At 45.1% G+C, this 24,562-nt stretch carries 30 protein-coding genes and 1 other RNA gene; 24 read left to right on the forward strand and 7 right to left on the reverse strand.

Annotation, left to right across the window (positions count from 1 at the left end; all coding sequences use genetic code 11):
• Window positions 1-45 precede the first annotated feature (45 nt).
• The 3 genes from smpB to RKD52_RS02820 all read left to right on the forward strand — a co-directional run bounded on the left by smpB (window position 46) and on the right by RKD52_RS02820 (window position 1,543).
• Window positions 46-516 carry an SsrA-binding protein SmpB gene (smpB, locus tag RKD52_RS02810; RefSeq protein ID WP_029284570.1) on the forward strand — a complete coding sequence of 157 codons (471 nt, stop codon included), beginning with the start codon at window positions 46-48 and terminating at the stop codon, window positions 514-516.
• A 155-nt stretch (window positions 517-671) separates the two neighbouring features.
• Window positions 672-1,036, forward strand: a transfer-messenger RNA (tmRNA) gene (gene ssrA / locus RKD52_RS02815).
• 144 nt (window positions 1,037-1,180) lie between these two features.
• The gene (locus tag RKD52_RS02820; RefSeq protein WP_454098572.1) at window positions 1,181-1,543 is read left to right on the forward strand and encodes a hypothetical protein; all 363 of its coding nucleotides are present in this window, start codon (window positions 1,181-1,183) and stop codon (window positions 1,541-1,543) included.
• 429 nt (window positions 1,544-1,972) lie between these two features.
• Here RKD52_RS02820 and RKD52_RS02825 read toward each other — a convergent pair whose 3' ends face one another.
• From RKD52_RS02825 to RKD52_RS02835, 3 genes are read right to left on the reverse strand one after another with little or no spacing between them, the layout of a single operon-like run.
• A complete protein-coding gene (locus RKD52_RS02825) occupies window positions 1,973-2,671 on the reverse strand; it encodes a hypothetical protein (RefSeq protein WP_454098573.1) in 699 nt (232 codons plus the stop codon).
• Between the two features lie 40 nt (window positions 2,672-2,711).
• Complete coding sequence (locus RKD52_RS02830) at window positions 2,712-3,254, reverse strand: DUF4179 domain-containing protein (RefSeq protein WP_454098574.1); 543 nt, start codon at window positions 3,252-3,254, stop codon at window positions 2,712-2,714.
• Window position 3,255: 1 nt separating this feature from the next.
• A complete protein-coding gene (locus RKD52_RS02835; protein WP_454098575.1) occupies window positions 3,256-3,774 on the reverse strand; it encodes a sigma-70 family RNA polymerase sigma factor in 519 nt (172 codons plus the stop codon).
• 183 nt (window positions 3,775-3,957) lie between these two features.
• Here RKD52_RS02835 and RKD52_RS02840 point away from each other — a divergent pair, with 183 nt between their 5' ends.
• The 10 genes from RKD52_RS02840 (at window position 3,958) to RKD52_RS02885 (ending at window position 9,452) form a co-directional block, all read left to right on the forward strand.
• Window positions 3,958-4,296 carry a hypothetical protein gene (locus RKD52_RS02840; RefSeq protein ID WP_454098576.1) on the forward strand — a complete coding sequence of 113 codons (339 nt, stop codon included), beginning with the start codon at window positions 3,958-3,960 and terminating at the stop codon, window positions 4,294-4,296.
• A 17-nt stretch (window positions 4,297-4,313) separates the two neighbouring features.
• Window positions 4,314-4,574: a metal-sensitive transcriptional regulator gene (locus tag RKD52_RS02845; protein WP_029284564.1), complete on the forward strand. Its 261-nt coding sequence runs from the start codon at window positions 4,314-4,316 to the stop codon at window positions 4,572-4,574.
• Window positions 4,575-4,687: 113 nt separating this feature from the next.
• Window positions 4,688-5,167, forward strand: coding sequence for a DsrE/DsrF/DrsH-like family protein (locus RKD52_RS02850; RefSeq protein ID WP_454098577.1), 480 nt, complete (start codon window positions 4,688-4,690; stop codon window positions 5,165-5,167).
• An 80-nt stretch (window positions 5,168-5,247) separates the two neighbouring features.
• Window positions 5,248-5,547 (forward strand): rhodanese-like domain-containing protein, encoded by a 300-nt coding sequence (locus tag RKD52_RS02855; RefSeq protein WP_454101124.1) that lies wholly within the window; start codon window positions 5,248-5,250, stop codon window positions 5,545-5,547.
• Between the two features lie 14 nt (window positions 5,548-5,561).
• Complete coding sequence (locus RKD52_RS02860) at window positions 5,562-5,849, forward strand: rhodanese-like domain-containing protein (RefSeq protein ID WP_454098578.1); 288 nt, start codon at window positions 5,562-5,564, stop codon at window positions 5,847-5,849.
• Between the two features lie 42 nt (window positions 5,850-5,891).
• On the forward strand, window positions 5,892-6,458 hold the full coding sequence (locus RKD52_RS02865; RefSeq protein WP_454098579.1) for a sulfurtransferase TusA family protein: 567 nt from the start codon (window positions 5,892-5,894) through the stop codon (window positions 6,456-6,458).
• A 43-nt stretch (window positions 6,459-6,501) separates the two neighbouring features.
• Window positions 6,502-7,629, forward strand: a complete 1,128-nt coding sequence (locus tag RKD52_RS02870; protein WP_454098580.1) for an MBL fold metallo-hydrolase — start codon at window positions 6,502-6,504, stop codon at window positions 7,627-7,629.
• A gap of 35 nt (window positions 7,630-7,664) precedes the next feature.
• Window positions 7,665-7,892 carry a sulfurtransferase TusA family protein gene (locus tag RKD52_RS02875; protein ID WP_282033828.1) on the forward strand — a complete coding sequence of 76 codons (228 nt, stop codon included), beginning with the start codon at window positions 7,665-7,667 and terminating at the stop codon, window positions 7,890-7,892.
• 54 nt (window positions 7,893-7,946) lie between these two features.
• Window positions 7,947-8,723, forward strand: coding sequence for a sulfite exporter TauE/SafE family protein (locus RKD52_RS02880; protein ID WP_454098581.1), 777 nt, complete (start codon window positions 7,947-7,949; stop codon window positions 8,721-8,723).
• Window positions 8,724-8,837: 114 nt separating this feature from the next.
• Entirely contained in the window at window positions 8,838-9,452 is a 615-nt protein-coding gene (locus tag RKD52_RS02885) for a PH domain-containing protein (RefSeq protein WP_454098582.1), read from the forward strand.
• Window positions 9,453-9,520: 68 nt separating this feature from the next.
• Here the strand turns inward: RKD52_RS02885 and RKD52_RS02890 are convergent, their stop codons facing one another.
• On the reverse strand, window positions 9,521-10,186 hold the full coding sequence (locus RKD52_RS02890; RefSeq protein WP_454098583.1) for a haloacid dehalogenase type II: 666 nt from the start codon (window positions 10,184-10,186) through the stop codon (window positions 9,521-9,523).
• Window positions 10,187-10,364: 178 nt separating this feature from the next.
• Between RKD52_RS02890 and RKD52_RS02895 the strand changes: the two genes are divergently transcribed.
• The 4 genes from RKD52_RS02895 (at window position 10,365) to RKD52_RS02910 (ending at window position 14,141) form a co-directional block, all read left to right on the forward strand.
• The gene (locus tag RKD52_RS02895; protein WP_454098584.1) at window positions 10,365-11,177 is read left to right on the forward strand and encodes an SGNH/GDSL hydrolase family protein; all 813 of its coding nucleotides are present in this window, start codon (window positions 10,365-10,367) and stop codon (window positions 11,175-11,177) included.
• Window positions 11,167-12,084 (forward strand): ABC transporter ATP-binding protein, encoded by a 918-nt coding sequence (locus RKD52_RS02900; RefSeq protein WP_454098585.1) that lies wholly within the window; start codon window positions 11,167-11,169, stop codon window positions 12,082-12,084. Before RKD52_RS02895 ends, RKD52_RS02900 begins: the two co-directional genes overlap by 11 nt.
• Entirely contained in the window at window positions 12,077-13,057 is a 981-nt protein-coding gene (locus tag RKD52_RS02905) for an ABC transporter permease (protein WP_454098586.1), read from the forward strand. Before RKD52_RS02900 ends, RKD52_RS02905 begins: the two co-directional genes overlap by 8 nt.
• A gap of 166 nt (window positions 13,058-13,223) precedes the next feature.
• Entirely contained in the window at window positions 13,224-14,141 is a 918-nt protein-coding gene (locus tag RKD52_RS02910) for a cation diffusion facilitator family transporter (protein WP_454098587.1), read from the forward strand.
• A 49-nt stretch (window positions 14,142-14,190) separates the two neighbouring features.
• Here the strand turns inward: RKD52_RS02910 and RKD52_RS02915 are convergent, their stop codons facing one another.
• Window positions 14,191-14,505 carry an ArsR/SmtB family transcription factor gene (locus tag RKD52_RS02915; RefSeq protein WP_454098588.1) on the reverse strand — a complete coding sequence of 105 codons (315 nt, stop codon included), beginning with the start codon at window positions 14,503-14,505 and terminating at the stop codon, window positions 14,191-14,193.
• A gap of 145 nt (window positions 14,506-14,650) precedes the next feature.
• On the opposite strand from RKD52_RS02915, the gene RKD52_RS02920 reads away from it, so the two are divergent.
• Both RKD52_RS02920 and RKD52_RS02925 read left to right on the forward strand, forming a co-directional pair.
• On the forward strand, window positions 14,651-15,022 hold the full coding sequence (locus tag RKD52_RS02920) for an ArsR/SmtB family transcription factor (protein WP_426865212.1): 372 nt from the start codon (window positions 14,651-14,653) through the stop codon (window positions 15,020-15,022).
• Complete coding sequence (locus RKD52_RS02925) at window positions 15,012-17,147, forward strand: heavy metal translocating P-type ATPase (protein ID WP_454098589.1); 2,136 nt, start codon at window positions 15,012-15,014, stop codon at window positions 17,145-17,147. The genes RKD52_RS02920 and RKD52_RS02925 overlap by 11 nt, the downstream gene beginning before the upstream one ends.
• A 387-nt stretch (window positions 17,148-17,534) precedes the next feature.
• Here RKD52_RS02925 and RKD52_RS02930 read toward each other — a convergent pair whose 3' ends face one another.
• The gene (locus RKD52_RS02930) at window positions 17,535-18,500 is read right to left on the reverse strand and encodes an L-lactate dehydrogenase (protein ID WP_454098590.1); all 966 of its coding nucleotides are present in this window, start codon (window positions 18,498-18,500) and stop codon (window positions 17,535-17,537) included.
• A 363-nt stretch (window positions 18,501-18,863) separates the two neighbouring features.
• Between RKD52_RS02930 and RKD52_RS02935 the strand changes: the two genes are divergently transcribed.
• The 3 genes from RKD52_RS02935 to RKD52_RS02945 are packed head-to-tail and all read left to right on the forward strand — an operon-like array spanning window position 18,864 to window position 21,862.
• Window positions 18,864-20,129 (forward strand): ammonium transporter, encoded by a 1,266-nt coding sequence (locus RKD52_RS02935; protein ID WP_454098591.1) that lies wholly within the window; start codon window positions 18,864-18,866, stop codon window positions 20,127-20,129.
• A gap of 24 nt (window positions 20,130-20,153) precedes the next feature.
• Window positions 20,154-21,134 (forward strand): DUF294 nucleotidyltransferase-like domain-containing protein, encoded by a 981-nt coding sequence (locus tag RKD52_RS02940; RefSeq protein WP_454098592.1) that lies wholly within the window; start codon window positions 20,154-20,156, stop codon window positions 21,132-21,134.
• On the forward strand, window positions 21,131-21,862 hold the full coding sequence (locus RKD52_RS02945; RefSeq protein WP_454098593.1) for an exonuclease domain-containing protein: 732 nt from the start codon (window positions 21,131-21,133) through the stop codon (window positions 21,860-21,862). The genes RKD52_RS02940 and RKD52_RS02945 overlap by 4 nt, the downstream gene beginning before the upstream one ends.
• A 313-nt stretch (window positions 21,863-22,175) precedes the next feature.
• On the opposite strand, the gene RKD52_RS02950 is transcribed toward RKD52_RS02945, so the two are convergent.
• Window positions 22,176-22,658, reverse strand: coding sequence for a hypothetical protein (locus RKD52_RS02950; RefSeq protein WP_454098594.1), 483 nt, complete (start codon window positions 22,656-22,658; stop codon window positions 22,176-22,178).
• A 649-nt stretch (window positions 22,659-23,307) separates the two neighbouring features.
• On the opposite strand from RKD52_RS02950, the gene RKD52_RS02955 reads away from it, so the two are divergent.
• Window positions 23,308-24,204, forward strand: a complete 897-nt coding sequence (locus RKD52_RS02955; protein WP_454098595.1) for a diacylglycerol/lipid kinase family protein — start codon at window positions 23,308-23,310, stop codon at window positions 24,202-24,204.
• A complete protein-coding gene (locus RKD52_RS02960) occupies window positions 24,201-24,512 on the forward strand; it encodes an iron-sulfur cluster biosynthesis family protein (RefSeq protein WP_454098596.1) in 312 nt (103 codons plus the stop codon). Before RKD52_RS02955 ends, RKD52_RS02960 begins: the two co-directional genes overlap by 4 nt.
• The last annotated feature ends 50 nt before the right edge of the window (window positions 24,513-24,562 follow it).

The following is a 24,562-nucleotide window of genomic DNA, read 5'->3' on the forward strand; positions in this document are numbered from 1 at the left end:
GCTAAAATAGAGGCTATCGCCATAGAGAGAGAAAGGGGATGCAGCATGCCAAAAGGAACCGGAAAAGTCGTTGCGCAGAATAAAAAAGCAAACCATGATTATGCCATTGAAGAAACGTATGAAACGGGCATCGTCCTTCAGGGGACAGAAATAAAAGCGATCCGCGCCGGACGCGTGAATTTGAAAGATTCTTTTGCGAGAGTGCAGCAGGGTGAAGTTTTTCTTCACAACATGCACATTTCACCTTATGAACAGGGAAATCGCTACAACCACGAACCTTTGAGAACGCGCAAGCTGCTGCTTCATAAAAAAGAAATCAGCAAGCTGATCGGACTGACAAAAGAAGAAGGCTACGCACTTGTCCCTTTAAAAGTGTACCTGAAAAACGGCTTTGCCAAAGTTTTAATCGGACTTGGAAAGGGTAAAAAGAAATACGACAAGCGTGAAGACCTGAAGAAGAAAGAAGCAAAACGAGAAGTCGAGCGTGCTTTCCGCGAACGTCAGAAGGATTATTGATTAACAATAACTTACAATTGATATTTTGCGCCGTTCTGCTATAATGGAACTTGTAAGACAAACACACAATTTCATATACGCTCAAGCTTGATATCGAGCGTCTCCGAACACCCATGTGAGGCTTGGATTCATTTCCATGCTGAACCTTATATCATGGGGACGTTACGGATTCGACAGGGATAGTTCGAGCTGTAGCTGCGAGTCGAGGGGATCGTCCTCGTCAAAACGTCAAAGCCAATAATAACTGGCAAACAAAACAACAACTTCGCTCTAGCTGCTTAATAACAGTCTATAGCGGTTCCTCCCTCCATCGCCCATGTGGTAGGGTAAGGGACTCACTCTAAGTGGGCTACGCCTGATGCCTCCGTCTGGGGATAAGGGAAGAGATCAATCAGACTAGCTGCTCCGACGCCCGTTGATAGGCATACGAGTCAGCGAATCCCAAATATATCAACTACACTCGTAGACGCTATGGTGCCGATGTTTCTGGACGTGGGTTCGACTCCCACCGTCTCCACCATACATAATAAATGACAACAGATCAGCCTTTGAGGCTGGTCTGTTTTTGGTTTGGGCAGATGTCCTGTTACCAGGGTATATTTCATGAACAAACAACAGACAATGCAAGTAGTGAACCTTATATTGAGCTGGAGGTTAAAGGAGCATGAATGTATTAGGCTACCGCTACGTAACGGTATCTGAGCACAATATGGAAATGGTTGATTTTCTTGAGAATAAGCTTGGCATTCCAAATGGACGAAAAGAGACAGATGATAATCAGGGCGGAGTGTTTTGTGCGGGGGACAGCCGGCTGGAGTTCTGGAGAAAAAGTGACTGCATGCCAGAATCCATCATGCTTCAGCTCGTTGTTGATGATGCCGACGCGTTTGCTGAGTTTGCATCAGGCAAAGGAGTCAAGCTTGATGGACCGATGTTTGAGCAAGGTGAAAAAATCTACGCTTTGACTGCTCCTGACGGTACGCCAGTACGATTCATTCTGCAGCTGAATAAATGTAACGTTCGGTAATCCCACAAGTAAGGAAACCAGCCTGAAAAGTGGCAGCACTGGAGCGAGTGGCGCCACAAACGAGAAGCTATCGTCTGAAAAAGTGGCAGCACTCCGTTGAGTGGCGCCACAAACTAGAGGCTATCACCTAAAAAAGTGGCAGTACTCCGTTGAGTGACGCCACAAACGAGAAGCTATCGTCTGAAAAAGTGGCAGTACTCAAAAGAATGACGCCAGAAACGAGAAGCTATCGTCTGAAAAAGTGGCAGCATTCAAGAGAGTGGCTCCAGAAAAGAGAAGCCACCACAAAAAAAGTGGCAGCACTCAACCGAGTGACGCCACAAACGAGAAGCCATCACCTGAAAAGTGGCAGCACTCGAGCGAATGGCACCAGAAAAGAGGAACTATCACTTGAAAAAGTGGCACCACTAATGACGCACAGGCGCACCTTCACTTTACAGGGATCTCTATTTTCTCATCATAAGTCTTCAAATAATGCATTTCCTCTACAACTAAGTAATGGGGTTTAGCAGACGTATTGAAAATAAGCGTCCTCTCTTTCAACCCCTTCCCATTTTTCTGCGTGTAGCTTTGGTTCACTGTTGTTTCAAGCGGAACGCTGCGGCCCTGATGATCTGTCAGGGATACCCCCTCAAGCATAACATCTTGATCTGTTGTCACAGTAACTTCAGTTCCGTGTGATGTTGCGGCAACATTTTTAATAAGAAGTTCTTTTTCTCCCGGCAGAATCTGCAGCTCATCAGCCTCGCTGAGCGGAATTTTCCTATTTAATAGTTCGTAACTGGTAAATGTCTTCATGACAATGGTGAGTGTTTCAACTGTGTCTGGCAAAGCGTCGTACCGTATATCAAAGGATGTGCCGAACAGTGATGTGCTGGTCCCACCCCCTGTAAGCGGAACGTTTTTCCCGTCTGCTTTCAGCTCGATTCCTTCAAGGGCAAAATCAGCACGGTCAAAATTTTCGTCATCAAGCTTTCCTTCTATAGCAGTCATTGTTGGTGATGCTTTGATTGAGCTGAAGGTGATGCTCCCTTTATCAACGCGTAATGTTTTCCTGATTGGCTTTTTTAAAGAGGTCTGCAGGGCTTTGTTTGGGTGATAAGGGAATGTCAGAGCAGATTCCTTCAAGGATCCATTCTCCATTTGCTCTGAAAAATGCAGTGTAAGGTCATTTGAAAAAGGGCTGACGCGGTTCAAAAAATAAAATGCCTTTTAATTCAGTGGCGTCATCATTTAATTGTGATGTGCCGCTCTCTGCCTGAGACTGTGTAAAAAGGCCGGAAATCCTAGCAGGTGAAAGATCGGCATCTGAACGAAGACCGCTTTCGTTTGCCATCGTATAGTACAGGACAAACTGATTCTCATCAGCCATTGCGCCATTAATCGTGAGCTTTGTTCCGTCAGAAAGAACGGCTTCTTTTTCAATAATCTGTCCGTATCCTTTTTCATTCAGATCATTGAGTGTGCCTGAACTTAATTCGTCAAAGCCTAACAGTACTTTTCCGTAATAGGCTAAAGCGTCATATTGAAAGGTGACGATTCCGATAAGGAAGATGGCTGCTGCAGCTGTCAAAAGGAAAGAGGGGCTTTTCTTTTTTCTGACAGGCACTGATTGGAGTGCCCTTCTTAATCTTGATTCGAGCTCATCAGGTGCATGAATCTCTTCTATTTGCTTTTTTGCTTCATCAAACAGTTCATCGCCGGTTTTCAACTTATTCACCTCCAGTAAGGGTTCTCAGTTTTTTTAGTCCCTGAAAAATGCGTGACTTTACTGTACCAAGCGGGGTATTGGTCATCTCTGAAATCGTTTGAAGTTCGAGATCGTGCAAGTACTTTAAACTTAAAGCTTCTCTCTGTTCGTCGCTTAAGCGGGCCAGGAGGTCCTGGATTTCCATCTGGTGCTCGCTTTGGATGATTGGATTCACTGATTTCTCCGAGTTTGATGGCCATTCATTTAGTGGCAGGGTCCTTGTTTTTTCCCGAAGCAATGATTTGCAGCAATTGACCAAAATGGTTTTGCTCCAGCTGTAAAAGGATTCGGGTTTTTTCAGCTGGTCGAGCTTTTCGTATACTCTCACAATCATTTCATCCATCGCATCCATTGCGTCGTGCGGATTTTTCATATAAGTAAGGGCAAGCCTGTAATAGGCGTTTTTTTCTGCCATGATTAAGTGGAGCAGAGCTTCCTTATCGCCCCGCTTCGCTTTTTTGATCAGTCGTGCTGCTTCCATCACTTCACCTCTCTCTTTCTAAGAGTGACAGACTGGTAAAAAAGTTCAAATTTTTTTTAAAAAAGTCAGATTGGTTTCATTTGAGTATCTGAAAAATTTCGAACCGGGTTGTTGACAAAATACCCAAAGGGGTATATTATAAGTCTTGTTCACATCAAATCGTTTAACGGGGAGATGCTATCGTTGACTGGTTTGTTTTTAAGTTTAGTCATGTTATCATGTATTTTACTATATAACCGCTGCTTTCCTGTGCGGGGGATCGCCTGCAGCAGCATGCCGGATCAGCCGGCAGACGGGATTATGGTACTAGATCTGAGAGCTTACAATGAGTCTTATAAGAATCCTGTACCTGGTGCAAGAAATATCCCGGTTGCCTATTTGCACAGATATTATAAGGAAATTCAGCATACACACATTCATGTGATTGCATCGAGCAAGGTGCAGAGAAATTTCGGCATCCGTATTCTGAAGCAAAAAGGATTTCAGGTTAAAGGGTGTACGATTGCCACTATAAATGCTTAAAGAAAGGAGAGAAGAACATGGAGTACAATGATCAAATGAAAAACCGGGTTAAGCGGATTGAAGGTCAGCTCAGAGGCATTCTTCGGATGATGGAAGAAGAGAAAGACTGCAAAGATGTGATTACACAGCTGTCTGCCACAAGAACAGCGATTGACCGGACAATTGGTGTCGTTGTGAGCTCTAACCTGGTGGAATGTGTCCGGGCCGCAAATGAAGAAGGCCATAACACGGAAGATCTGGTTAAGGAAGCTGTTAATCTGCTGGTAAGAAGCAGATAAAATAAAAGGGTTGACACCCTCTTTATTTTTCATTGCATTTATACCCATAGGGGTAAAGGTAAATTTTTTATCTGAATTAATACCCTTAGGGGTAAATATAGGAGGAACAATACATGTCAGAAACTAAAAAAACAACCATCGTTCTTTTCAGCGGTGATTACGATAAAGCAATGGCCGCTTACATTATTGCAAACGGCGCAGCAGCGTACGATCATGAAGTAACCATTTTTCACACATTCTGGGGATTGAATGCCCTTCGCAAAGATGAGCCGATCTCTGTTAAGAAAGGCTTTATGGAAAAAATGTTCGGCAAAATGATGCCGCGCGGCGCAGATAAAATGGGACTCTCCAAAATGAATTTTGCCGGAATGGGTCCAAAAATGATCAAAGATGTGATGAAAAAGCACAACGCTATCCCGCTTCCGCAGCTGATTGAAATGGCTCAGGAACAGGATATCAAGCTTGTAGCCTGCACAATGACGATGGATCTGCTGGGTCTTCAGGAAAAAGAGCTTCTTGATAACATTGAATATGCCGGGGTTGCCGCTTATTTGGCAGATGCAGAAGACGGCAATGTCAATCTGTTTATCTAACTGGAAAGGTGTGAACAGAGTTGGAGATTGTGCAATACGTTTTAATTGGCTTGCTTTTATTGTTCCTTATAAAGAGACTCATGCCAGCAAAAGGGATTCATACAATTTCAACTGCTCAGCTTAAAGAGCAGCTGGATGACCGCAGCAAACAGTTTATTGACGTCAGGACTCCTGCAGAGTTTAAGGGGAGGCACATTAAAGGGTTTAAAAATATGCCGCTGAATCAATTGGCTCAAAAGGCACAGCTTCTTTCCAAGGATCGTGAGGTTGTCGTGATCTGCCAGAGCGGAATGCGAAGCGGGAGTGCCTGTAAAACATTAAAAAAGCTTGGTTTTGAAAATGTGACCAACGTTAAGGGCGGAATGAACGCCTGGAATTAAGGAGGCCAAATGAGATGAAGCAAATGACGGCAAAAGAAGTAAAAGCGTCGCTTAAAGATCTAACGGTGATTGATGTCAGGGAACCGGATGAAACAGCAGCGGGAAAAATCCCCGGTGCAATGACCATTCCTTTGGGGCTTCTTGAGTTCCGCATGCATGAACTTGATAAAACCAAGGAATACACAATGGTCTGCCGTTCAGGCGGAAGAAGCGGCCGCGCAGCCCAGTTTCTCGAAAGCCAGGGATTCAAGGTTATTAACATGACTGGCGGAATGCTTGAGTGGGAAGGAAAAACGGAGTAATTTTCACAGAAAAATGTATTAAGACCATTAGGAGGAATGAAGATGAATACGCTGAAAACAGATTTGACACTTGATGCAAAAGGACTTGCATGCCCAATGCCAATCGTAAAGACGAAAAAAGCGATGAAAGATCTTGAACCAGGGCAGGTACTTGAGGTGCTTGCTACAGACAAAGGGTCCAAGGCTGATCTGAAAGCCTGGGCAGGAAGCGCCGGACATCATTATCTCGGCACAATCGAAGAAGGCGGCATTCTTAAGCATTATGTGCGCAAATCTTCAGGAGAAGAAACAAAAGAGAAAACGTACCCTCACGTAAGCAGAAATGAAGAGCTTGAAACAAAGCTTGAAGACAGCAGCATTGTGATTCTTGATGTACGGGAAGCCGCAGAATATGCGTTTGAGCACATTCCGAATGCAATCTCTATTCCGCTTGGCGAGCTTGAAGACCGGATGAACGAGCTGAAAAAAGAAGACGAGATTTACGTTGTATGCCGCACTGGAAGCAGAAGTGATCTTGCCGCTCAAAAACTTGCAGGCAATGGATTTGCCAATGTGAAAAACGTTGTTCCCGGCATGACTGCATGGTCTGGGAAAACAGAAAGCATCTAACAACTTTTTTTACCGTTAAATATACCTTAGGGGGTAATTGGATATGGCATTAAATGTGATGACAGCAAAAGAAGTAACGAAAAAGGTGTTTGATAAACAGCCTTTATTCATCTTGGATGTCCGCAACGAAAGTGATTTTCAGGATTGGAAAATCGAAGGCGAGAACTTCAGCTATTTAAATATCCCATATTTTGATTTGCTTGATGGGGTTGAAGATATTTTAGATCAGATTCCGGCAGACCGTGACGTATTAGTCGTTTGTGCAAAAGAAGGATCGAGCATTATGATCGGCGAAATGCTTGCCGAGGAAGGCTTGTCTGTGTCGTATTTAAAAGGCGGCATGAAAGCATGGAGTGAGCATCTCGAGCCTGTAAAAGTCGGAGATTTGAAGAACGGCGGCGAGATCTACCAGTTCGTCCGCATCGGGAAAGGCTGTCTTTCCTACATGGTCATTTCAGACGGTGAAGCAGCGATTATTGATTCAACGCGTATGACGGATCTTTATCTCCAGTTTGCAAAAGAGAAGGGTGCAGCCATTAAGCATGTGTTTGATACGCATCTGCACGCGGATCATATTTCCGGCGGAAGAATCATCGCGGAGAAAACAGGCGCTGCCTACTGGCTGCCTCCAAAGGATGCTGGTGAAGTAAACTTTGATTACAACGCCTTAGAAGGCGGGACAGATGTGACAATCGGCAGTACGACAATCACTATCCATGCCCTGTATTCACCGGGCCACACGATTGGATCAACTTCCTTCGTCATAGATGAGAAATATCTGCTTTCAGGTGATATTCTTTTCATCGATTCCATTGGAAGACCGGATCTTGCGGGTATGGCAGAAGACTGGGTTGGCGATTTGCGCGAGAGTCTTTATAAGCGCTATAAAGAACTGTCAGAGGATCTTCTTGTCCTTCCGGCTCATTTCATGATGATTGATGAGTTGAATGACGATGGCAGTGTTTCTGAGAAGCTCGGTGTTCTGTTTGAAAAGAACCATGGCTTAAACATTGAAGATGAAAATGAGTTCAGAAAGCTTGTAACAGAGAATCTTCCTCCGCAGCCAAATGCGTACCAGGAGATTCGCGAAACAAATATGGGGAAAATCACCCCTGACGAAGAGCAGCAGCGTGAAATGGAAATCGGTCCAAACCGCTGTGCAGTAAGATAATCAAACTTTAAATCAACTCTGGGAGGAATTTTATAATGGAAACAGCAAAAGTATTAGACGCAAAAGGTTTAGCATGTCCAATGCCAATCGTCAGAACAAAAAAAGCGATGGCTGATCTTGAATCAGGACAGGTGCTTGAAGTACATGCAACAGACAAAGGTGCAAAGGCGGACCTTACAGCCTGGGCAAAATCGGGCGGCCATGAGCTTGTGAAACACGAAGAAGAAAACAGTGTCTTCAAGTTCTGGATTAAAAAAGGATAAAGAGAGAGGGAACCGGTTCGGGTTCCCTTTTCTAATAAGGAGAGTGACTCACCCATGGATTTTGCATTTATTATCACTATTTTCATAATCGGTTTTATCGGTTCATACATTTCCGGGATGCTTGGAATTGGCGGTTCCATTATTAAGTATCCGATGCTGCTTTACATTCCGCCTTTATTTGGGCTTGCAGCCTTCAGCGCCCATGAAGTATCGGGAATCAGTGCCGTGCAGGTTTTCTTTGCAACAATCGGCGGTGTGTGGGCCTACAGAAAAGGCGGGTATTTGAATAAGCAGCTCATTCTGTATATGGGTGCAAGTATCTTAATCGGTAGCTTTATCGGAAGCTTCGGTTCTAAAGCGATGTCTGAGGAAGGCATTAATGTAATCTACGGAGTACTCGCTTTAATTGCAGCTGTCATGATGTTCATTCCTAAAAAGGGCATCGATGATATTCCTCTTGATCAAGTAACGTTTAACAAATGGCTTGCAGCTGTTCTAGCACTGATTGTAGGTATTGGATCAGGAATTGTCGGTGCAGCCGGGGCATTCTTGCTTGTACCGATTATGCTCGTGGTTCTTAAAATTCCTACAAGAATGACGATTGCTTCGTCGCTTGCAATTACATTCATTTCATCCATTGGAGCAACTGTCGGGAAAATAACCACAGGCCAGGTTGACTACTATCCTGCGCTGATTATGGTCGCTGCAAGTTTAATTGCTTCTCCGCTTGGGGCATTAGCAGGGAAAAAAGTGAATACGAAAGTGCTTCAGATCATTCTCGCTGTCTTGATTTTGGCTACAGCAGTGAAGATCTGGCTCGATATTCTTTAATTGAAAGAGCAGCAGATCATCGGTTGATTTGCTGCTCTTTTATAAAAAACGGTTCCCAATCCTTCTGCCTCTTGTTAAAATTAGGGAGATGCTAAACAAGGAAGGATGAAAACCATGTTTAAAAAGATCGCTTCAGAAGCACTTGGCCTGTCAGATATCGGCACCATTATCAGCCCTGCAGACTTTGATAAAACAGATGCAGACGATTATGTGATGCATGAAGACAACGAGAAAATTTACTTCTTAATCAAAACAAAAGCAGACGAGTATTGCTTTACGAATCTTGCATTTATCCATGTAGATGGTGCAAATGCAGTCTCTTCAAAGCGAACATTGAAACGCTTTCCATACGCACAGCATAAGTTTTCAGATGTGATGCTTGAAACAGCAGGCAAAATTGATATGGACGTTGAAATCAAGTTCACACTGGGCAGCCAGCGCTTTGACATTGACGTGCGCAAAGATCAAATTGAACAGCTGAAGGACCTGTACAAATCCCTTCTTCGCATCGCTGAAACTACACATGAGAATGCCATCTACATCGATATGGCGTCTCAAAGCCTTGATAAAGCAGTAACCGTTCTGCAAAATTCAAGAACGGATGATGCAAAGCTTGCGGATACATACAGAGATCTGACGGACTTTGGGTTCACTTGGATGACTTCTGTACGCGAGCAGTATCATATTAAAGATTTTGGCAGTGTGTTTGAAAAGTATATTAATAATTGACAGTAAAAGCCTGCTCTCTGTGAGCAGGCTTTTTATTGGTTTGCGTACCCTGCCAGATAACCGAAAAATTATCTCCACTCCAAAATCCCGTTTAAATCTTCGTACATACTGTGCGGCTTTAGCCCAAGCTCTTCAGCGGGCATGCCTCCCCGGTTGATCCACGCTGTCTGGAATCCAAAATTGCGGGCACCGGAAATATCCCATCCATTTGATGACATGAAAAGCACGTTTTCCCGCTCCACCCCCAGTTCTTTTAAGACAAGGGTGTAGGAAGCGGGGGAAGGTTTGAATTGCTTCGCATGATCCACACTGATAATAGTGTCAAAAAGAGGGGCAAGTCCTGACTGTTCAATGAGGGGATCCAGCATATCATGGGATCCATTTGAAAAGACAGCCAGTTTTTTACCTGAGAGCTTTGGCAGAACCTGCTCCGTTTCAGGGTAGCATTCCAGCTTTTTATATTCATCTATAAGAAGCTCTTCATTTTGCGGTGAATTCTCCAGATGCAGTGAACGAAGGGTGTATGCCAGCGCGTTTCTTGTGACGGTTAAAAACGTTTCATAGTTGCCCATGATCTGGCGAAGAAAAGAATATTCCAGCTGCTTTTGCCGCCATATCCTGCTGATCTCTTCTCCTCTTCCATCATAAAGTTCATCAGCTTTTTTCTTTACGGAATGCACATCAAAAAGTGTGCCGTATACATCAAATACGAAAGCCTTTATTTCTTTATTCATTTAGCGCCTCCTCTGTTACTGAGCCATACCCGTTTTTTTACTATACACAAACAGGGAGAAAATATGGCGAAAGCTTGAACAATGGTCAAATTTGTCCTGGATGGAACGTACTCAAAGTTGCACTGTGCTTGTGTTTTCATGTAAATTGATGGATAACACGTTAGGAAAAGGTGATCGTTTGAAACCAACTGCAGCAAAGTTTATCGGCATTTTGTCCGTGCTGGCAACCGCTTTATGGATATTTGGACTTGGATGGACCATTCAGCATTATTTTTTCAGCGGGCCGGCTGCAATGCAATCTCCCGGTCAGAGTGAAAAGGAAGAAGTAAGCGCTTCGAGCGACGGTGAGTATCAGATTGTCGCGCTTGGAGATTCTTTAACGCGGGGAACCGGGGATCAGTCCGGTAAAGGATACATCGGCTACATGATGGATGAGCTGGGAAAAAAGACAGAAAAAGAGATTAACCTGACTAATCTGGCTGTAAAAGGGCAAGTCTCAAACGACGTCATAGGTCAGCTCCAAAAGCCTGAAATTAAGAGGCAGCTCCGCTCAGCAGATACTATTGTCATGACGATTGGCGGAAATGATTTGTTCCAGGGCGGACAGGCTTTGGAAAATCTGAATGCTTCTGCAAATGAAGCTACAAGAGAAGCCTATGTTAAGAACCTGGATGCCATTTTCAGCGAAATTCGCGAAATAAATAAGGATGCCGTGCTTTATTATGTCGGCCTCTACAACCCGTTTAATGACCTTGAAGATGCAAAAACAACGTCCGCTGTTGTCAGACAGTGGAATTTTGAATCCGCAGAGACGGCAGCGAAATACCCAAATGTCATCATGGTTCCGACGTTTGATTTATTTGAGCAGAACGTGAATGACTATCTTTACAGCGATAAATTTCATCCTAACTCAGAAGGCTATAAGCTGATCGGAGAGAGGCTTTCATCATTGATTGTGTTCAGCGGGGAGGAGAAGCAGGATGAGCAGTAAGCAGACAACGCTCGCAGTGACTGATCTTAAAAAGAAAATCGGGCGAAAAGAGATCATTAAAGGCATATCGTTTCAGCTCCAAAAAGGAGAAGTATTCGGCTTTCTCGGACCAAACGGAGCAGGAAAGACAACGACAATCCGGATGCTTGTAGGACTCATCAAAGCAACGTCAGGCAAGATAACAATCTGCGGCCATGATTTAAAGACGGATTTTTCAAAAGCCATTAGTCACATCGGGTGCATTGTGGAAAACCCTGAACTTTACCCTTACCTGACAGGCCGGGAAAACCTTCAGTATTTTTGGCGCATGGTTCCCGGGCTTCCAAAGGAACGGATACAGGAAGTGGTGGACCTTGTCGGACTGCAGAACAGAATTGACGACCGCGTAAGCACGTATTCCCTTGGAATGCGCCAGCGGCTCGGCATTGCCCAGGCTCTTCTTGGCAAACCGGATGTGCTCATCCTCGATGAGCCGACAAACGGCCTCGATCCTGTGGGCATCAGGGAAATGCGGGAATTCATCCGGTTCCTGGCGGAAAAAGAAGGACTGAGCGTACTTGTATCCTCTCATTTGCTCAGCGAAATTCAGCTGATGTGCGACAGAGTCGCCATTATCTCAAAAGGATCCGTGTTGAAAGTAGACACAGTAGAGCACCTTTTGTCAGAGAAAGAGAGAGTCATCTGGAAGCTTGATCCTCCTGAAAAAGGGAAAGAAGTGCTGGCAGCGGTAACAGCCATCCTGTCAGACTTCGATCAGCAGGTCGTCACATATCATGAAGAAGAACATATCCCGGACTGGAACGGGAAGCTCGTTTCAGCCGGCGTTAAAGTAAAAGAAATACAGGTGAAACTCCCGACTCTTGAAGACCTGTTCATTGAATTGACTGAAGGTGAAACCATTGATTAATCTTGTCTACAACGAAATGATCAAAATCATCCGCAAAAAGCGGCTGTTCATAATCGCGGGTATTCTCGCTGTCCTTGTCGGCCTTTTCACCTATGCACAAATGAAGGAAGCGCAGCAGCTTCAGGAGGAGCTTGGAACAACAGACTGGCGCACTCAGCTGCAGCAGGAAATTATCAATGCCCAAAACCGCTTAAGCTCAAGCGGCATTTCGGCTGAATGGAAAAAATACATGCAGATCCGAATGGAGCAGCAGCAGTACTACCTGGACAATGACATCAATCCAAGTGCGCCTGGAGCACCGACGTTCATGAGGATGTTTGCCGAAAATTCCATTGATCTTCTGCTGCCGCTCATGGTCATGGTCATAGCAGCCGATCTCGTCTCCTCCGAAGCGAACAGGGGGACAATCAAACTGCTGCTGACAAGGCCGGTGAAGAGGTGGAAAATCCTTCTTAGTAAATACATCACCCTGCTTTTGTCCGTATCGTTTATTGTACTCTCGCTTGGGGTACTATCCTATCTCATATCCGGTGTCGTCTTTGGATATGGGGGATGGACGATGCCGATATTGACGGGATTTACCGTGAGCGGGGAGGATCTGAATACGGAGAACGTCCAGCTGATTGATCAGTGGCAGTACATCCTGATGGAGCTCGGTCTCGTCTGGTTCGTTGCCGTTGTAGTCGGCACGCTGACCTTTACCCTGTCAGTGCTCATGAAAAGCACGGCATCCGTCATGGGCGTCATGCTTGCTGCTCTGATTGCAGGAGCCATCCTTGCCAATATGGTGTCTTCATGGGAATCAGCGAAATACCTGTTCATGGTCAACTTGAGGCTCACAGACTATGTAGCGGGCATGTCGCCTCCGATCAGCGGGATGTCGCTCGGATTTTCCATGACCGTCCTCGGCGTATGGGCCGTTTGTGGTCTCATTGTATCGTTTTTTGTCTTTTCGAGAAGAGATATTTATTAAAAGAAACAGCCGCAGGGGATGCGGCTGTTTTTTCATATTGGCGAGCGTACAAACCTGATAATTAAAATAGAAATGCAAAAGCTAATTACACCTTGCACAAAACAAAATGTTTTGAAATAATATATATGAGCATATATTCATATATAAGAAGAACGGAGGGATTTGGATGGGACATTCGCACAGCCATGGACATGATGGGCATCACCACCACCATACGAACAATAAGAAAGCATTGCTTTTTGCGTTTGCGCTTATTGCTCTCTTTATGATCGCGGAAGTAATAGGGGGGCTTTTGACAAACAGCCTGGCTCTGCTGTCTGATGCAGGTCATATGCTGAGTGATGCGGCTGCACTGGGCTTAAGTTATCTGGCGCTGGTATTCGGGGCAAAAGGGGCATCCTCTTCTAAGACATTCGGGTACAAACGGTTTGAAATACTTGCAGCGTTTATTAACGGCCTGACGCTGATTCTCATTTCCATTTTTATTTTCGTAGAAGCCTATCAGCGGTTTGTGGATCCTCCGGAAGTTGTCAGCTCGGGGATGCTGATTATTTCAAGCATCGGCCTTTTGGTTAATATTGCAGCTGCCTTTATTCTGATGAAGGGTGATAAGGACGACAATCTGAATATCAGAAGTGCATTCCTCCATGTAATCGGGGATATGCTTGGTTCTGTCGGGGCCATTATCGCCGCCTTGCTGATTATGTTTTTCGGCTGGGGAATAGCGGATCCGATCGCAAGCATCGTTGTGGCCATTTTAATCATCATCAGCGGATTTCGGGTCACAAAGGAATCTTTTCATATTTTGATGGAGGGTGTTCCGGGCAACTTGAATCTGGATGAAATTAAAAACGCTCTGCTGAACATGGACCGTGTGCTCGGGGTGCACGATCTGCATGTCTGGTCCATTACATCCGATTTTCCAGCACTGAGCTGTCATCTTGAAGTGGATGAAGGGATGGAACATCAGGCCGTCCTGAGGGAAGCGAACAAACTGCTTCATGACCAATTTGGCCTTCACCATACAACCATTCAGGTGGACTGGAAAGGATCGGGCTGCTGCGGGGATGAGCACTGTAATTAAAAGCCAATTAAAAGAAAGCCCCGAATCCCGGAGCTTTTCTGCTGTCTTTTTAATGCTGCGCATGCTCGATCATCTGTTTAAGAAGCCCGATAACATGTTCGTCATCGTGTGAATAAAATAGGGTGGTGCCTTCTCTGCGGAATTTGACCAGGCGCAAGTTTTTCAAAAATCTGAGCTGGTGGGAAACGGTTGACTGCAGGAGAGATAAGGTTTCAGCTATTTCATTGACCGAGTGTTCTCCCTGTGTCAGGAGATTTAAGATACGGAGTCTCGTAGGATCTGACAATGCTTTGAATGTCTGCGATGCGATAAACAGTGTTTCTTCGTCCAAGTCCTGATAAGACCCTTGTTTTTCATTAGACATTGATATTCTCCTTCTCCGGGCGATTGTTCCTTTATTATAGGGAAAATGTTCCGTTTTTACAAACATTCAAATAATTGTTTGACTGTTCATATTTTCATGCATATACTTTATTCAAACGATGATTTGAATGTGGGGTGTGATGTAAATGAATCTGCAGGATGTTTGTGAAATCACTTGTGTTCACTCAGAGAAAGTGGAGCGGGCAAAAAGAAAGGCTGCACAGCTGGATACAGGCAGGGCTGTGAGAATCTATAAAGCACTTGCTGACGAAACGAGACTTAAAATTGCTTGTGCTCTTTTAGAAGAGGGCGAGCTTTGTGTCTGTGATGCAGCGGCCATCACCGGCACAACAACAGCAACCGCATCGCACCATTTGCGGCTTTTGAAGAATTCCGGTCTTGCAAAGTTCCGGAAAGAAGGAAAACTTGTCTATTATTCACTGGATGATGAGCTTGTAAAGCAGCAGATTCGCATTGCTTTTGTCCATCAAGAGGAGATGAGCATCCATGGAAGCTGAACAATCAGCCGAGAGGAATGTGTACCGGGTACAAGGTTTTACATGTGCCGGCTGCGCCGGGAAGTTTGAGCGGAACGTAAAGGAACTTGACGGAGTGACGGATGCGAAAGTGAACTTCGGTGCTGCCAAGCTGACCGTGATAGGAAAAGCCAGTATAAAAGAAATTGAGAAAGCCGGTGCGTTTGAGCACCTGAAAATACTTCCTGAAAAAGGGACTGTGGAAACCCCGGCAGAACCTTTCATCAAAAAGCATGCGGCATTGCTCGCATCAATAGGTTTCATTGCTTTCGGGTACTATTCTCTTTTTGCTTATGGAGAAGAAAGCCTGACGTCTATTCTGGCTTTTCTGACTGCAATAATCATTGGGGGATATTCGCTTTTCCTCACGGGATTTAAAAACCTGATGCGCCTCGAATTCGATATGAGAACGCTTATGACAATCGCTGTCATTGGCGCTGCAATCATTGGAGAGTGGAGTGAAGGGGCAGTTGTTGTGATCCTCTTTGCCATCAGCGAAGCGCTTGAATCCTATTCGATGGACAGGGCGCGCCGGTCGATTCGTTCCTTAATGGAAATTGCCCCGAAAACAGCCCTGATCAGGCGAAATGGTTTGGAATCTCTGATAGCGGTTGATGACATTGAGGTCGGAGATTTAATGATTGTCAAACCGGGACAGAAAATTGCCATGGACGGAAGGGTTGTAAAAGGTTTTTCATCTGTTAACCAGGCTCCGATAACTGGTGAATCAATGCCTGCTGAAAAAAGCCCTGGTGCAGATGTGTTTGCCGGAACACTGAACGAAGAAGGATTTCTTGAAGTTGAGGTCACGAAGCTTGCAGAAGATACGGCTATTTCAAAAATCATTCATCTAGTGGAAGAGGCTCAGGCTGAGCGTGCCCCTTCACAGGCTTTTGTTGATAAGTTTGCGAAATATTATACGCCTGCCATTATGGCTGTCGCGTTGTTGGTTGCTGTTCTTCCGCCATTATTTCTGAGTGGTGCATGGGAAACGTGGATTTATCAGGGGCTTGCTGTTTTAGTGGTAGGATGCCCGTGCGCACTCGTCATTTCTACACCCGTATCCATTGTAACGGCCATCGGCAATGCGGCCCGGAACGGAGTGCTGATAAAAGGCGGCATTTACCTTGAAGAGCTTGGCAGCATTAAGGCTGTTGCTTTTGATAAAACAGGAACCTTAACTAAAGGAACACCGGCTGTTACGGATTTTGAAGTTCTTGCAGGAGGCCGTTCTGAAGATGAATTTTTCACAAAGGTTGCCGCTCTTGAAAACAAATCACAGCATCCGCTTGCATCAGCTGTCTTAAAGAAGGCCAGAGATTTGAATCTTTCGTTTGAATCTCCAGTGGTCGAAGACTTTATGTCTGTCACTGGAAAAGGACTGAAAGGAAAAGTTGACGGCGAGTGGGTTTATGTGGGTAATCAGTCTTTATTTGAGGAATCCGCTAAGCTGGATTTTGAATGGACCGAAAGAATGCAGTCCCTGCAGAGAGAAGGAAAAACCGTTATGCTTGCGGGTACAGATAAAGGGCCGCTTGCTCTTTTAGCTGCAGCAGATGAGGTGCGGGACAGCAGCATCAGGGTGATCGATCAGCTGAAGGAGCTTGGGATCAGCAAGACCGTAATGCTGACGGGAGACCATGCAGCAACTGCTGAAGCGGTGGGCAGACAGCTCGGCGTTTCGGATATAAAAGCGGACCTCCTTCCGGAAGATAAATTAACAGCCGTTAAAGATGTGCAGCAGACCTGTGGCAAGACCGCTATGGTGGGTGACGGAGTAAACGATGCTCCTGCTCTTGCAGCAGCTTCAGTAGGAATAGCCATGGGCGGAGCCGGAACCGATACGGCGCTTGAAACAGCGGACGTAGCGCTGATGGGAGATGACTTGAAGAAGCTGCCGTTTGCCATTGACTTAAGCCGCAGAACCCTTGTCATCATCAAGCAGAACATCGCGTTTGCACTCGGCCTTAAGCTCCTCGCGCTGCTTCTTGTCATTCCCGGCTGGCTGACCCTCTGGATCGCCATTTTCGCAGATATGGGAGCAACCCTGCTTGTGACAGCCAACGGCTTGCGTCTATTAAGAGTAAAAGAAAAAAGAGACAGCTAGATTGGAAGAACACGGACCTTACGGGGTTCGTGTTTTTTTTGGTGGAATAAGTGCCGAGCCCATTCTTTCGGGAATATATGACCCTTAAGAGGTCTTCGTCATGTCTGGCGGTCACAAACTTCTGCCTATATGACTCTTCAGACATTCCCGCCGCAGCTGAAGGTAACAATCCATGCCCCTTATGCCCCTTCAGACGTTTCTGCCGCAACTGAAGGTATCAATCCATGCCCCTTATGCCCCTTCAGACAATTACACCGCAGCTAAAGGGAACAATCCAATCTCTAATCATACTCTCTCTCATTCATCTGCTAAAAAGCTCATATTACAACGCAAAACACTCCGGCTTCCCAAGAGCCGGAGTGCTTCAGTCTTCCTCGCTTTTTTTCCTTAAGCAGGTGCATCTCCCGGCCAAAACGGAGCCAGGATCTCCTTCAGCACCCCTGCGCTGTGCCGGAACTTGCTCTGTTCGTCTGCGCTTAAGTCAAGCTCTACGATTTCCCTGATGCCGTCGCGGTTAATAACGGCGGGCACACCGATGTAAACATCAGATTCGCCGTATTGTCCGTCGAGACGTGCAGAAACGGTGAGCACGCAATTTTCGTTATGAAAGATGGCTCTTGTGATGCGGACAAGGCCCATGGCAATGCCGTAATACGTGGCGCCTTTTCTCTCAATAATCTGATAGGCTGCATCGCGCACATTTTTAAAAATCTCATCCAGGTCTTCTTTTTTATAAGTGCTGTTTCGTTCAATCATTTTCATAACAGGTATGCCTCCGACGTCCGCAGTGCTGTAGACAGGCAGCTCGCTGTCTCCGTGCTCGCCGATGATGTAGGCGTGAACGTTGTTCGGAGCAATTTTAAAGTAATCTCCAAGCAGGTAGCGGAATCTGGATGTATCAAGGATTGTCCCTGAACCAATTACTTTTTCCTGAGGCAGTCCGCTGTATTTCCATGTAGCATACGTGAGAATATCGACGGGATTTGTTGCAACGAGAAAAATGCCGTCAAACCCTGATTGCATGACACTCTCGGTAATTTCTTTGAAAATCTTCAGGTTTTTTGAAACAAGGTCAAGGCGTGTTTCGCCTTTCTTCTGGTTGGCGCCTGCACAAATAACAACAAGGTCTGCGTGTTTGCAATCTTCATAGTTTCCGAGTCTGATGGCAGTCGGATTCGGAGCAAAGACTTTTCCGTGATTCAGATCCATGACATCTCCAAGGGCTTTTTCGGCATTCGCGTCAATCAGAATCAGTTCATCTGCTATTCCCTGATTCATAAGAGCAAACGCATAGCTTGATCCTACAAATCCGGTTCCTACAAGCACTACACGGTTTATTTTTTCCTGTGCCACAGTGCAACACCCTCCCGTTATTATGTGAAAAACTTCACAATATAATTTTACCTTAAAAAGGGAAAAATGTCCATAGGAAAAGCATAGCCGACCGTTTAGCCCTGACAGGCAGAAAAGAAATCCCCGGAAAAGTCCGGTTTTGACTTTTTCGGGGATTTTGTTCTCACGGAAGGGCTGGGAGGCGGAGCCGGACAATTCCCGTTATGAAAATATAGGTCAATTCATCGATGTTAGGATTTATGACATGATTTACAGAAAACTGGTTGACAACAATTAATATTCAGATAGAATAAAGAATAATAGTTTAATGTTATATTTTATAACATCTAATGTAAGGTAAAAACCATCAGGGAGGACATTCAATTGGATTCGGTGTATTTATTAAACAGTTTATGGGTGGTGCTGGGTGCCATTCTTGTCATACTTATGCAGGGAGGATTTATTCTGCTTGAAGCGGGCTCGACCAGAATGAAAAATGCAGGACATATTGCAGGGAAAACGATCTTTACGTTTGGTCTTGCATCGCTTATCTTCTGGGCGGTTGGATTCGGATTTATTTTCGGTGACAACTCCAATTTCTTTGTTGGACTGTCTCATTTTTTCTACTCAGGATATGAGCTTGAGGGGATGAATTTATCATCATCTGTTTTCTTTCTTTTTCAGCTTGCATTCGCAGGAATTGCGATTACCATTGCTCTTGGCGGATTTGCTGAGCGCGCGAAACTCTCAGTTTATCTTGTGTTCACTGTGCTGTTTTCGGCGCTGGTGTATCCTGTAGTCGCTCACTGGATTTGGGGAGGCGGATGGCTTGCAGAGCACGGCAAGCAGGACTTTGCCGGTTCCACCGTTGTTCATTTAACAGGTGCTATGGCTGCTTTAGCTGCTACAATTCTGTTAAAGCCCCGCATCGGAAAATTTAATCAGGATGGCTCTGCCAACAATATTTTCGGCCACAACCAGGTCTTTACGGCTCTTGGTGTGCTCGTGCTGTGGATTGGCTGGTTCGGCTTTAATGCCGCAAGTACGCTTGGAGTGGAAGATGGCTTTTTCGGCTATGTGGCTCTTAATACGAATCTTGCGGCTGCTGCAGGCGCGGTTGCAGCTCTCCTTGTTTCATGGGCTGTTCTTGGGAAATCAGATGTTCCGACGATGCTGAACGGGGCACTTGCCGGGCTTGTCGCGATTACCGCTTCATGTGCATTTGTTGAAACGTGGGCAGCTGTTCTAATCGGATTTGTTGCCGGAATTCTAGTTTTTTATAGTGTGAGATTTTTCGAAAAGAAAAGAATAGACGATCCGATCTTTGCCTTATCTGTTCATGGTGCGGCAGGAGTTTGGGGAACCATTTCAACCGGATTCTTTGCAGCACCGGAACTCGCAACTGTCGGAAAGCCGGGACTTTTCTACGGAGGAGGCTTTGAACAGCTTGGCGTCCAGATTATGGGTGTCGGGGTGTCAGGTGCTTATGCCTTCATCGTTTCATTCGTTATTCTTTTCGCAGCGAAAAAGCTGATGGGCGGCCTGCGTGTGACAGAGGAAGAAGAAATTATGGGTCTTGATATGAGTGAGCATGGAAGTTACGGCTATCCTGAAGTATTCTTATCAAAAGAGGATAAGGTCAGCTCGTAATGGAGCGAAAGGGACGTGCGGTTCATGGGAGATAGCTACGGGTCAATCAGGGAGTGGAGAGAGAAAGAGATTCAGAATCATATGTCTGATGCGTATTCGCTGAATGTGTTTCATGACCGGGTCATGCGGGCGGTTTTCGAACGGTCTCTGCAGATTGTGAAGGAGGAGAAAGGGGATCCTCCTTCGCCCTATGCGTGGTTTGTCATGGGGAGTGCAGGGAGGTTTGAACAGGCGGTCGTAAGCGACCAGGATCACGGGATGGTGTATGAAAAAAGCGGTGCAGCTGAAGAGGAATATTTTCTGGCTCTCGGAAGAGAACTATCGGATGGACTTCATGCTGCAGGCTACCCTTATTGCGAAGGAAAAGTGATGAGCTCAAATCCTTTATGGTGCAAGTCGGCAGAAGGATATGAAGGGCAGCTCGACCAATGGATGGAGGATGTCAGCTTTGAATCGATGAGATACCTGCAGATCTTCATTGATGCAAGAACGATGGCGGGAAATGATAAGCTGCTTATCCGTTTAAAGCAAAGAGTGGACAGTTATCAAAAGCAGTCGCCAAAGCTTCTGAAACGGTTTTTGGATACCATCATGCACATCAAACCGTCTGTCGGACCGCTCGGCCAGATCTTTACAGAAAACAGCGGCCATTATCAGGGGTGCCTGAACATTAAACAGGCGGCATTTCTTCCGTATGTCAATGCGGTGAGAATTCTTGCTATTAAAGAAGGGATCATGGAATCCTCCACCCTTGACCGGATAAACGGCCTTTCCCGGCAGGATGAATATAAAAATGAACTTGAAATCTATAAAGACAGTTTTCAGCGATTGCTTCAGTTCCGGATGTCGAATTTAAAGAGAATTAAAGAGTATGATGATGTGCATTATCTGCCCGTACAGGACCTCACCCGGGCGGAAAAGAAGGAACTGAAAACCATTTTAAAAAACGGGAAGAAGCTGCATCACTACGTTCAAGTGATCATTGAAAAGGGTGTTCATTCATGAAGTCGAATCCGTTTATTCATTTTATCCGGGAAGTGCACGGCAAATTTCAGACGAGTGTTTTCGGGACGGCACAGGGAGGGCAGAATTCCCAGCAGATTGCCTTTTTAAGGCAGCTTCAGCGGGAGATGAAGGCTGAGGAAGTGATGTCTGTTCCTTTAGAAGAGTTTTCCGCTGTCGTGTTTGATATTGAGACGACGGGTTTTTTTCCTGAACAGGGAAATGAAATCATCTCAATCGGTGCGGTGAAAGTGAAGGGGAGCGAGATGCTCGAAGACGAACGCTTTTATACGCTTGTCCGTCATGAAAACGGCCTTCCTGATGAAATCAGCACGCTGACAGGGATTACAGAAGCGGAATTGGAAGGGGCACCGGCGCTTGAAGAAGCACTTATTCAGTTTTTTAAATTTGTGAAAGGTGACACCCTTGTAGCGCATCACTCATCGCATGAAAAGAAGTTTATGCAGCACGCAAGCTGGAAGCATTTCCGGGCACCCTTCAAGCACCGGATCGTCGATACTTCCTTTCTTCAGCGGATTGCTGAACCCCATACGGATTATGTTAGGCTCGAAGACCTGTGCGAACACCGGTCGATCCCTGTAACTGACCGGCATCATGCCCTCGGTGACGCCGTCATGACTGCCAAACTCTGGTGCGGGTACATTGAAGATGTAAAAAAAGAGGGCTGCCGGAACCTTCGGGATATTTATGAGCGGATCGCTGCGGGTTAAAAGCATTGCCATATGACTTTAACGGGTTCGGTTTTGAAGTACAAAATCCGAATAAGCAGTGCTTTTCTCAGGTTAATTCGCAGTTGAATTAGCAGACCCTTTAGTAGTGAAATTAACACGCAAAAAAGCTCTGAGCCAATATGCTTCGAGCCTTTTTTATCGTATTGTTTTGTTAAAGATTAGCCCCCGTTTGTTTAAGAAGCTTAAGTAATTCTTTAACCAGAAGAAACCCTTTCATCTCTTGATAAGGAGTAGATTATGAGTCCTCATACTTTTGTATAGTATGAATCCATATGTTTTGTGATTATATAGTCTACAACTGTTTATAAGACTCTTGTGTTTCAGTAGTCCATTTTTCTTGTGGGATAATCTTGGGTGTGAACCCACCAAGTTCTACCAATTGAATAACTCCATTTACACTTACGAAATAAGTGTCTTCTACTGGTGCGTTATAAATTGCCTCTACACGTAAACCTTTTGCTTCGTAGAATTCTTCAATTATTTCATTTGAAGTAATCTTTGTAGGAGGTGGATTATCTTGCAAAGTAGTTAATACCCCGTCCTTACTCGATTGCTGAACAACTAACGGCTCCCTATTACGTTCATTCATCTCGTGTAATAAACGAATAACCTCACCGAAACCAATGAATAACATACCACTAATAAAAGAATATACTGCTGACATTACAGCCAACGCTGTACCAAAATCATCGCCTATTGAAAATGCTGTAATAATACCTATAATAATCGTTGCTATTCCGATTACATTTAAAACACTTGCTACCGAGTTCTTCATCCCATCTCTCCTCATTTTAAGTTAAATCTTGTTTAGCTCTTCTGCACCTTATGTTGAATAAGCCCCTATCATTTTAACATAAATATCCAAAAACCTGCTTACAATCTTTTACACGCCAATTCGCATAGAAATTAGCATACGAATTAGCACACTGACAAGAATTTCAGTCACTCTGCTAAAAGGGATGGGAATTCGGGTGCTAAAACACCCTCATTGTAATAGAAAATCTTGATATTTCAACAAAAACAAGCAGTCCAATTCAGTTGCGAATTGAACTGCTAATTGACGTGCGAATTAAGTTTTTGTACTCGAAAACCGAACCCGTTAATATGACTTGGCAATGCTTTTTTTCAGTTCAATTCGTGAACAACTTAAATGCACCAGTCGACTGTAGCGGAAGGCACTTGACTCCTGCGGGATGAAGAGGGCACGGGAGACCCCGCAGGCTGGCCGAGGAGGCTCCCCCGGCCCTCCCCGCGGTAATCTTGTGACTGGAGCGCAAGAGAACGGGTACAAATAATAAATAACAAACGGAGGGAAGACATTTTTGAAAAATAGAAAAAACATCAATCCATCAATCTAATAGGTTCAAATAATACAGAATAAGGGTAAAGCAACATAAAAGAGCACATTCAAGGGGGAATCAGGTTTGAAGCAGGCGATGCTGATTGTTAATCCATCTTCAGGCAAGGAAAAAGGGGCGGAATATACGGAATATGCCTTGGAAACAATGAAAAAGATGGGCTATGAAACCGAACTGCGGGAAACAGAAGGGGAAGGGGACGCCAGAGACTTTGCACGCGAAGCATGCGAACGCAGGCTTGAATTTGTTGCGGCCATGGGCGGAGACGGAACGATTAATGAAGCAATCAACGGCATAGCTGAACAGGAGCACAGGCCGCTGTTCGGCCTTATCCCGCTTGGTACGGTCAATGATTTTGCAAGGGCGCTGCATATTCCGCTGGAGCCGGAAGACGCAATCGCCATGATGGAGCAGCAGCATTCAAGGCGGACAGATGTAGGCAAGATTAACGACCGCTATTTCATTAATATTGTTGCTGTAGGAGCTCTTGCAGAGGCATCTTTTTCAACGCCTGTTGAACAGAAAACAAAGCTTGGTCCGCTCGCCTACATTGTCGAAGGGGTAAAAAAAATGAAGGAAAAGCAGCCGTTTGAACTCCGCGTCAAGCATGAAGAGGGCGTGTGGGAGGGGGAGGCGCTGCTCATGCTGATTGCCCTGACAAATTCGGTGGGCGGTTTCGAAACCATTGCACCTGAAGCAAAGGTCAACGACGGCAAACTGCACGTCATGATCATAAAAGATATGGCCCTGCCTCAGTTTCTTCTGCTGCTCCCAAAAGTTCTGACAGGGGATCTGGCAGAAAGCGAGCAGGTTGTCTACTTAAAAGTTCCCGAGGTGGATGTTTCCTCTACATACGAAATGATTGCAAATGTTGACGGGGATGAAGGGGATAAGCTGCCTGTGAAAATTGGGAATTTAAAACGGCATATTGAAATACTGGTTCCGAAGGAGGATGAGCAATGAAAATGACTGTAACAGACAGTGCAAAGGAACAGCTGAAAAGCATTCCTGAAGATAAAATGCTTCAGCTCTCGCTTGACCGCGGAAGCTGTGACATTGTGAATACACTTTATGAAATGAGAGTCGTCCCTAAGCGCAATCCTGATGAATATGAAAAAATACTGGAGGCGGAAAAATTAAGCATCCTGGTTGATCATGATTTTGAAGAAGCCTATGATCATGAGCTGACCATTGACTATTCTAACAACTTTTTTGTTTTTAAAAATAAAAATCAGACCTTCAACAATCGGATTGGGCTGAGATATGTATGAGATAGGGGGATGCCGGTCATCCCTTTTTTCATGAGTTTTTCAGAAAGAAA

This window comes from Metabacillus sp. SLBN-84 (genome assembly GCF_053629595.1).

What these genes read in the sequence shown, in the direction of transcription:
- smpB (WP_029284570.1), top strand. Translation starts at nt 46, where the DNA reads ATGCCAAAAGGAACCGGAAAAGTCGTTGCGCAGAATAAAAAAGCAAAC.
- RKD52_RS02820 (WP_454098572.1), top strand. Translation starts at nt 1,181, where the DNA reads ATGAATGTATTAGGCTACCGCTACGTAACGGTATCTGAGCACAATATG.
- RKD52_RS02835 (WP_454098575.1), bottom strand. Translation starts at nt 3,774, where the DNA reads ATGGAAGCAGCACGACTGATCAAAAAAGCGAAGCGGGGCGATAAGGAA.
- RKD52_RS02845 (WP_029284564.1), top strand. Translation starts at nt 4,314, where the DNA reads ATGGAGTACAATGATCAAATGAAAAACCGGGTTAAGCGGATTGAAGGT.
- RKD52_RS02850 (WP_454098577.1), top strand. Translation starts at nt 4,688, where the DNA reads ATGTCAGAAACTAAAAAAACAACCATCGTTCTTTTCAGCGGTGATTAC.
- RKD52_RS02855 (WP_454101124.1), top strand. Translation starts at nt 5,248, where the DNA reads ATGCCAGCAAAAGGGATTCATACAATTTCAACTGCTCAGCTTAAAGAG.
- RKD52_RS02860 (WP_454098578.1), top strand. Translation starts at nt 5,562, where the DNA reads ATGAAGCAAATGACGGCAAAAGAAGTAAAAGCGTCGCTTAAAGATCTA.
- RKD52_RS02865 (WP_454098579.1), top strand. Translation starts at nt 5,892, where the DNA reads ATGAATACGCTGAAAACAGATTTGACACTTGATGCAAAAGGACTTGCA.
- RKD52_RS02870 (WP_454098580.1), top strand. Translation starts at nt 6,502, where the DNA reads ATGGCATTAAATGTGATGACAGCAAAAGAAGTAACGAAAAAGGTGTTT.
- RKD52_RS02875 (WP_282033828.1), top strand. Translation starts at nt 7,665, where the DNA reads ATGGAAACAGCAAAAGTATTAGACGCAAAAGGTTTAGCATGTCCAATG.
- RKD52_RS02880 (WP_454098581.1), top strand. Translation starts at nt 7,947, where the DNA reads ATGGATTTTGCATTTATTATCACTATTTTCATAATCGGTTTTATCGGT.
- RKD52_RS02885 (WP_454098582.1), top strand. Translation starts at nt 8,838, where the DNA reads ATGTTTAAAAAGATCGCTTCAGAAGCACTTGGCCTGTCAGATATCGGC.
- RKD52_RS02890 (WP_454098583.1), bottom strand. Translation starts at nt 10,186, where the DNA reads ATGAATAAAGAAATAAAGGCTTTCGTATTTGATGTATACGGCACACTT.
- RKD52_RS02900 (WP_454098585.1), top strand. Translation starts at nt 11,167, where the DNA reads ATGAGCAGTAAGCAGACAACGCTCGCAGTGACTGATCTTAAAAAGAAA.
- RKD52_RS02910 (WP_454098587.1), top strand. Translation starts at nt 13,224, where the DNA reads ATGGGACATTCGCACAGCCATGGACATGATGGGCATCACCACCACCAT.
- RKD52_RS02915 (WP_454098588.1), bottom strand. Translation starts at nt 14,505, where the DNA reads ATGTCTAATGAAAAACAAGGGTCTTATCAGGACTTGGACGAAGAAACA.
- RKD52_RS02920 (WP_426865212.1), top strand. Translation starts at nt 14,651, where the DNA reads ATGAATCTGCAGGATGTTTGTGAAATCACTTGTGTTCACTCAGAGAAA.
- RKD52_RS02925 (WP_454098589.1), top strand. Translation starts at nt 15,012, where the DNA reads ATGGAAGCTGAACAATCAGCCGAGAGGAATGTGTACCGGGTACAAGGT.
- RKD52_RS02940 (WP_454098592.1), top strand. Translation starts at nt 20,154, where the DNA reads ATGGGAGATAGCTACGGGTCAATCAGGGAGTGGAGAGAGAAAGAGATT.
- RKD52_RS02945 (WP_454098593.1), top strand. Translation starts at nt 21,131, where the DNA reads ATGAAGTCGAATCCGTTTATTCATTTTATCCGGGAAGTGCACGGCAAA.
- RKD52_RS02950 (WP_454098594.1), bottom strand. Translation starts at nt 22,658, where the DNA reads ATGAAGAACTCGGTAGCAAGTGTTTTAAATGTAATCGGAATAGCAACG.
- RKD52_RS02960 (WP_454098596.1), top strand. Translation starts at nt 24,201, where the DNA reads ATGAAAATGACTGTAACAGACAGTGCAAAGGAACAGCTGAAAAGCATT.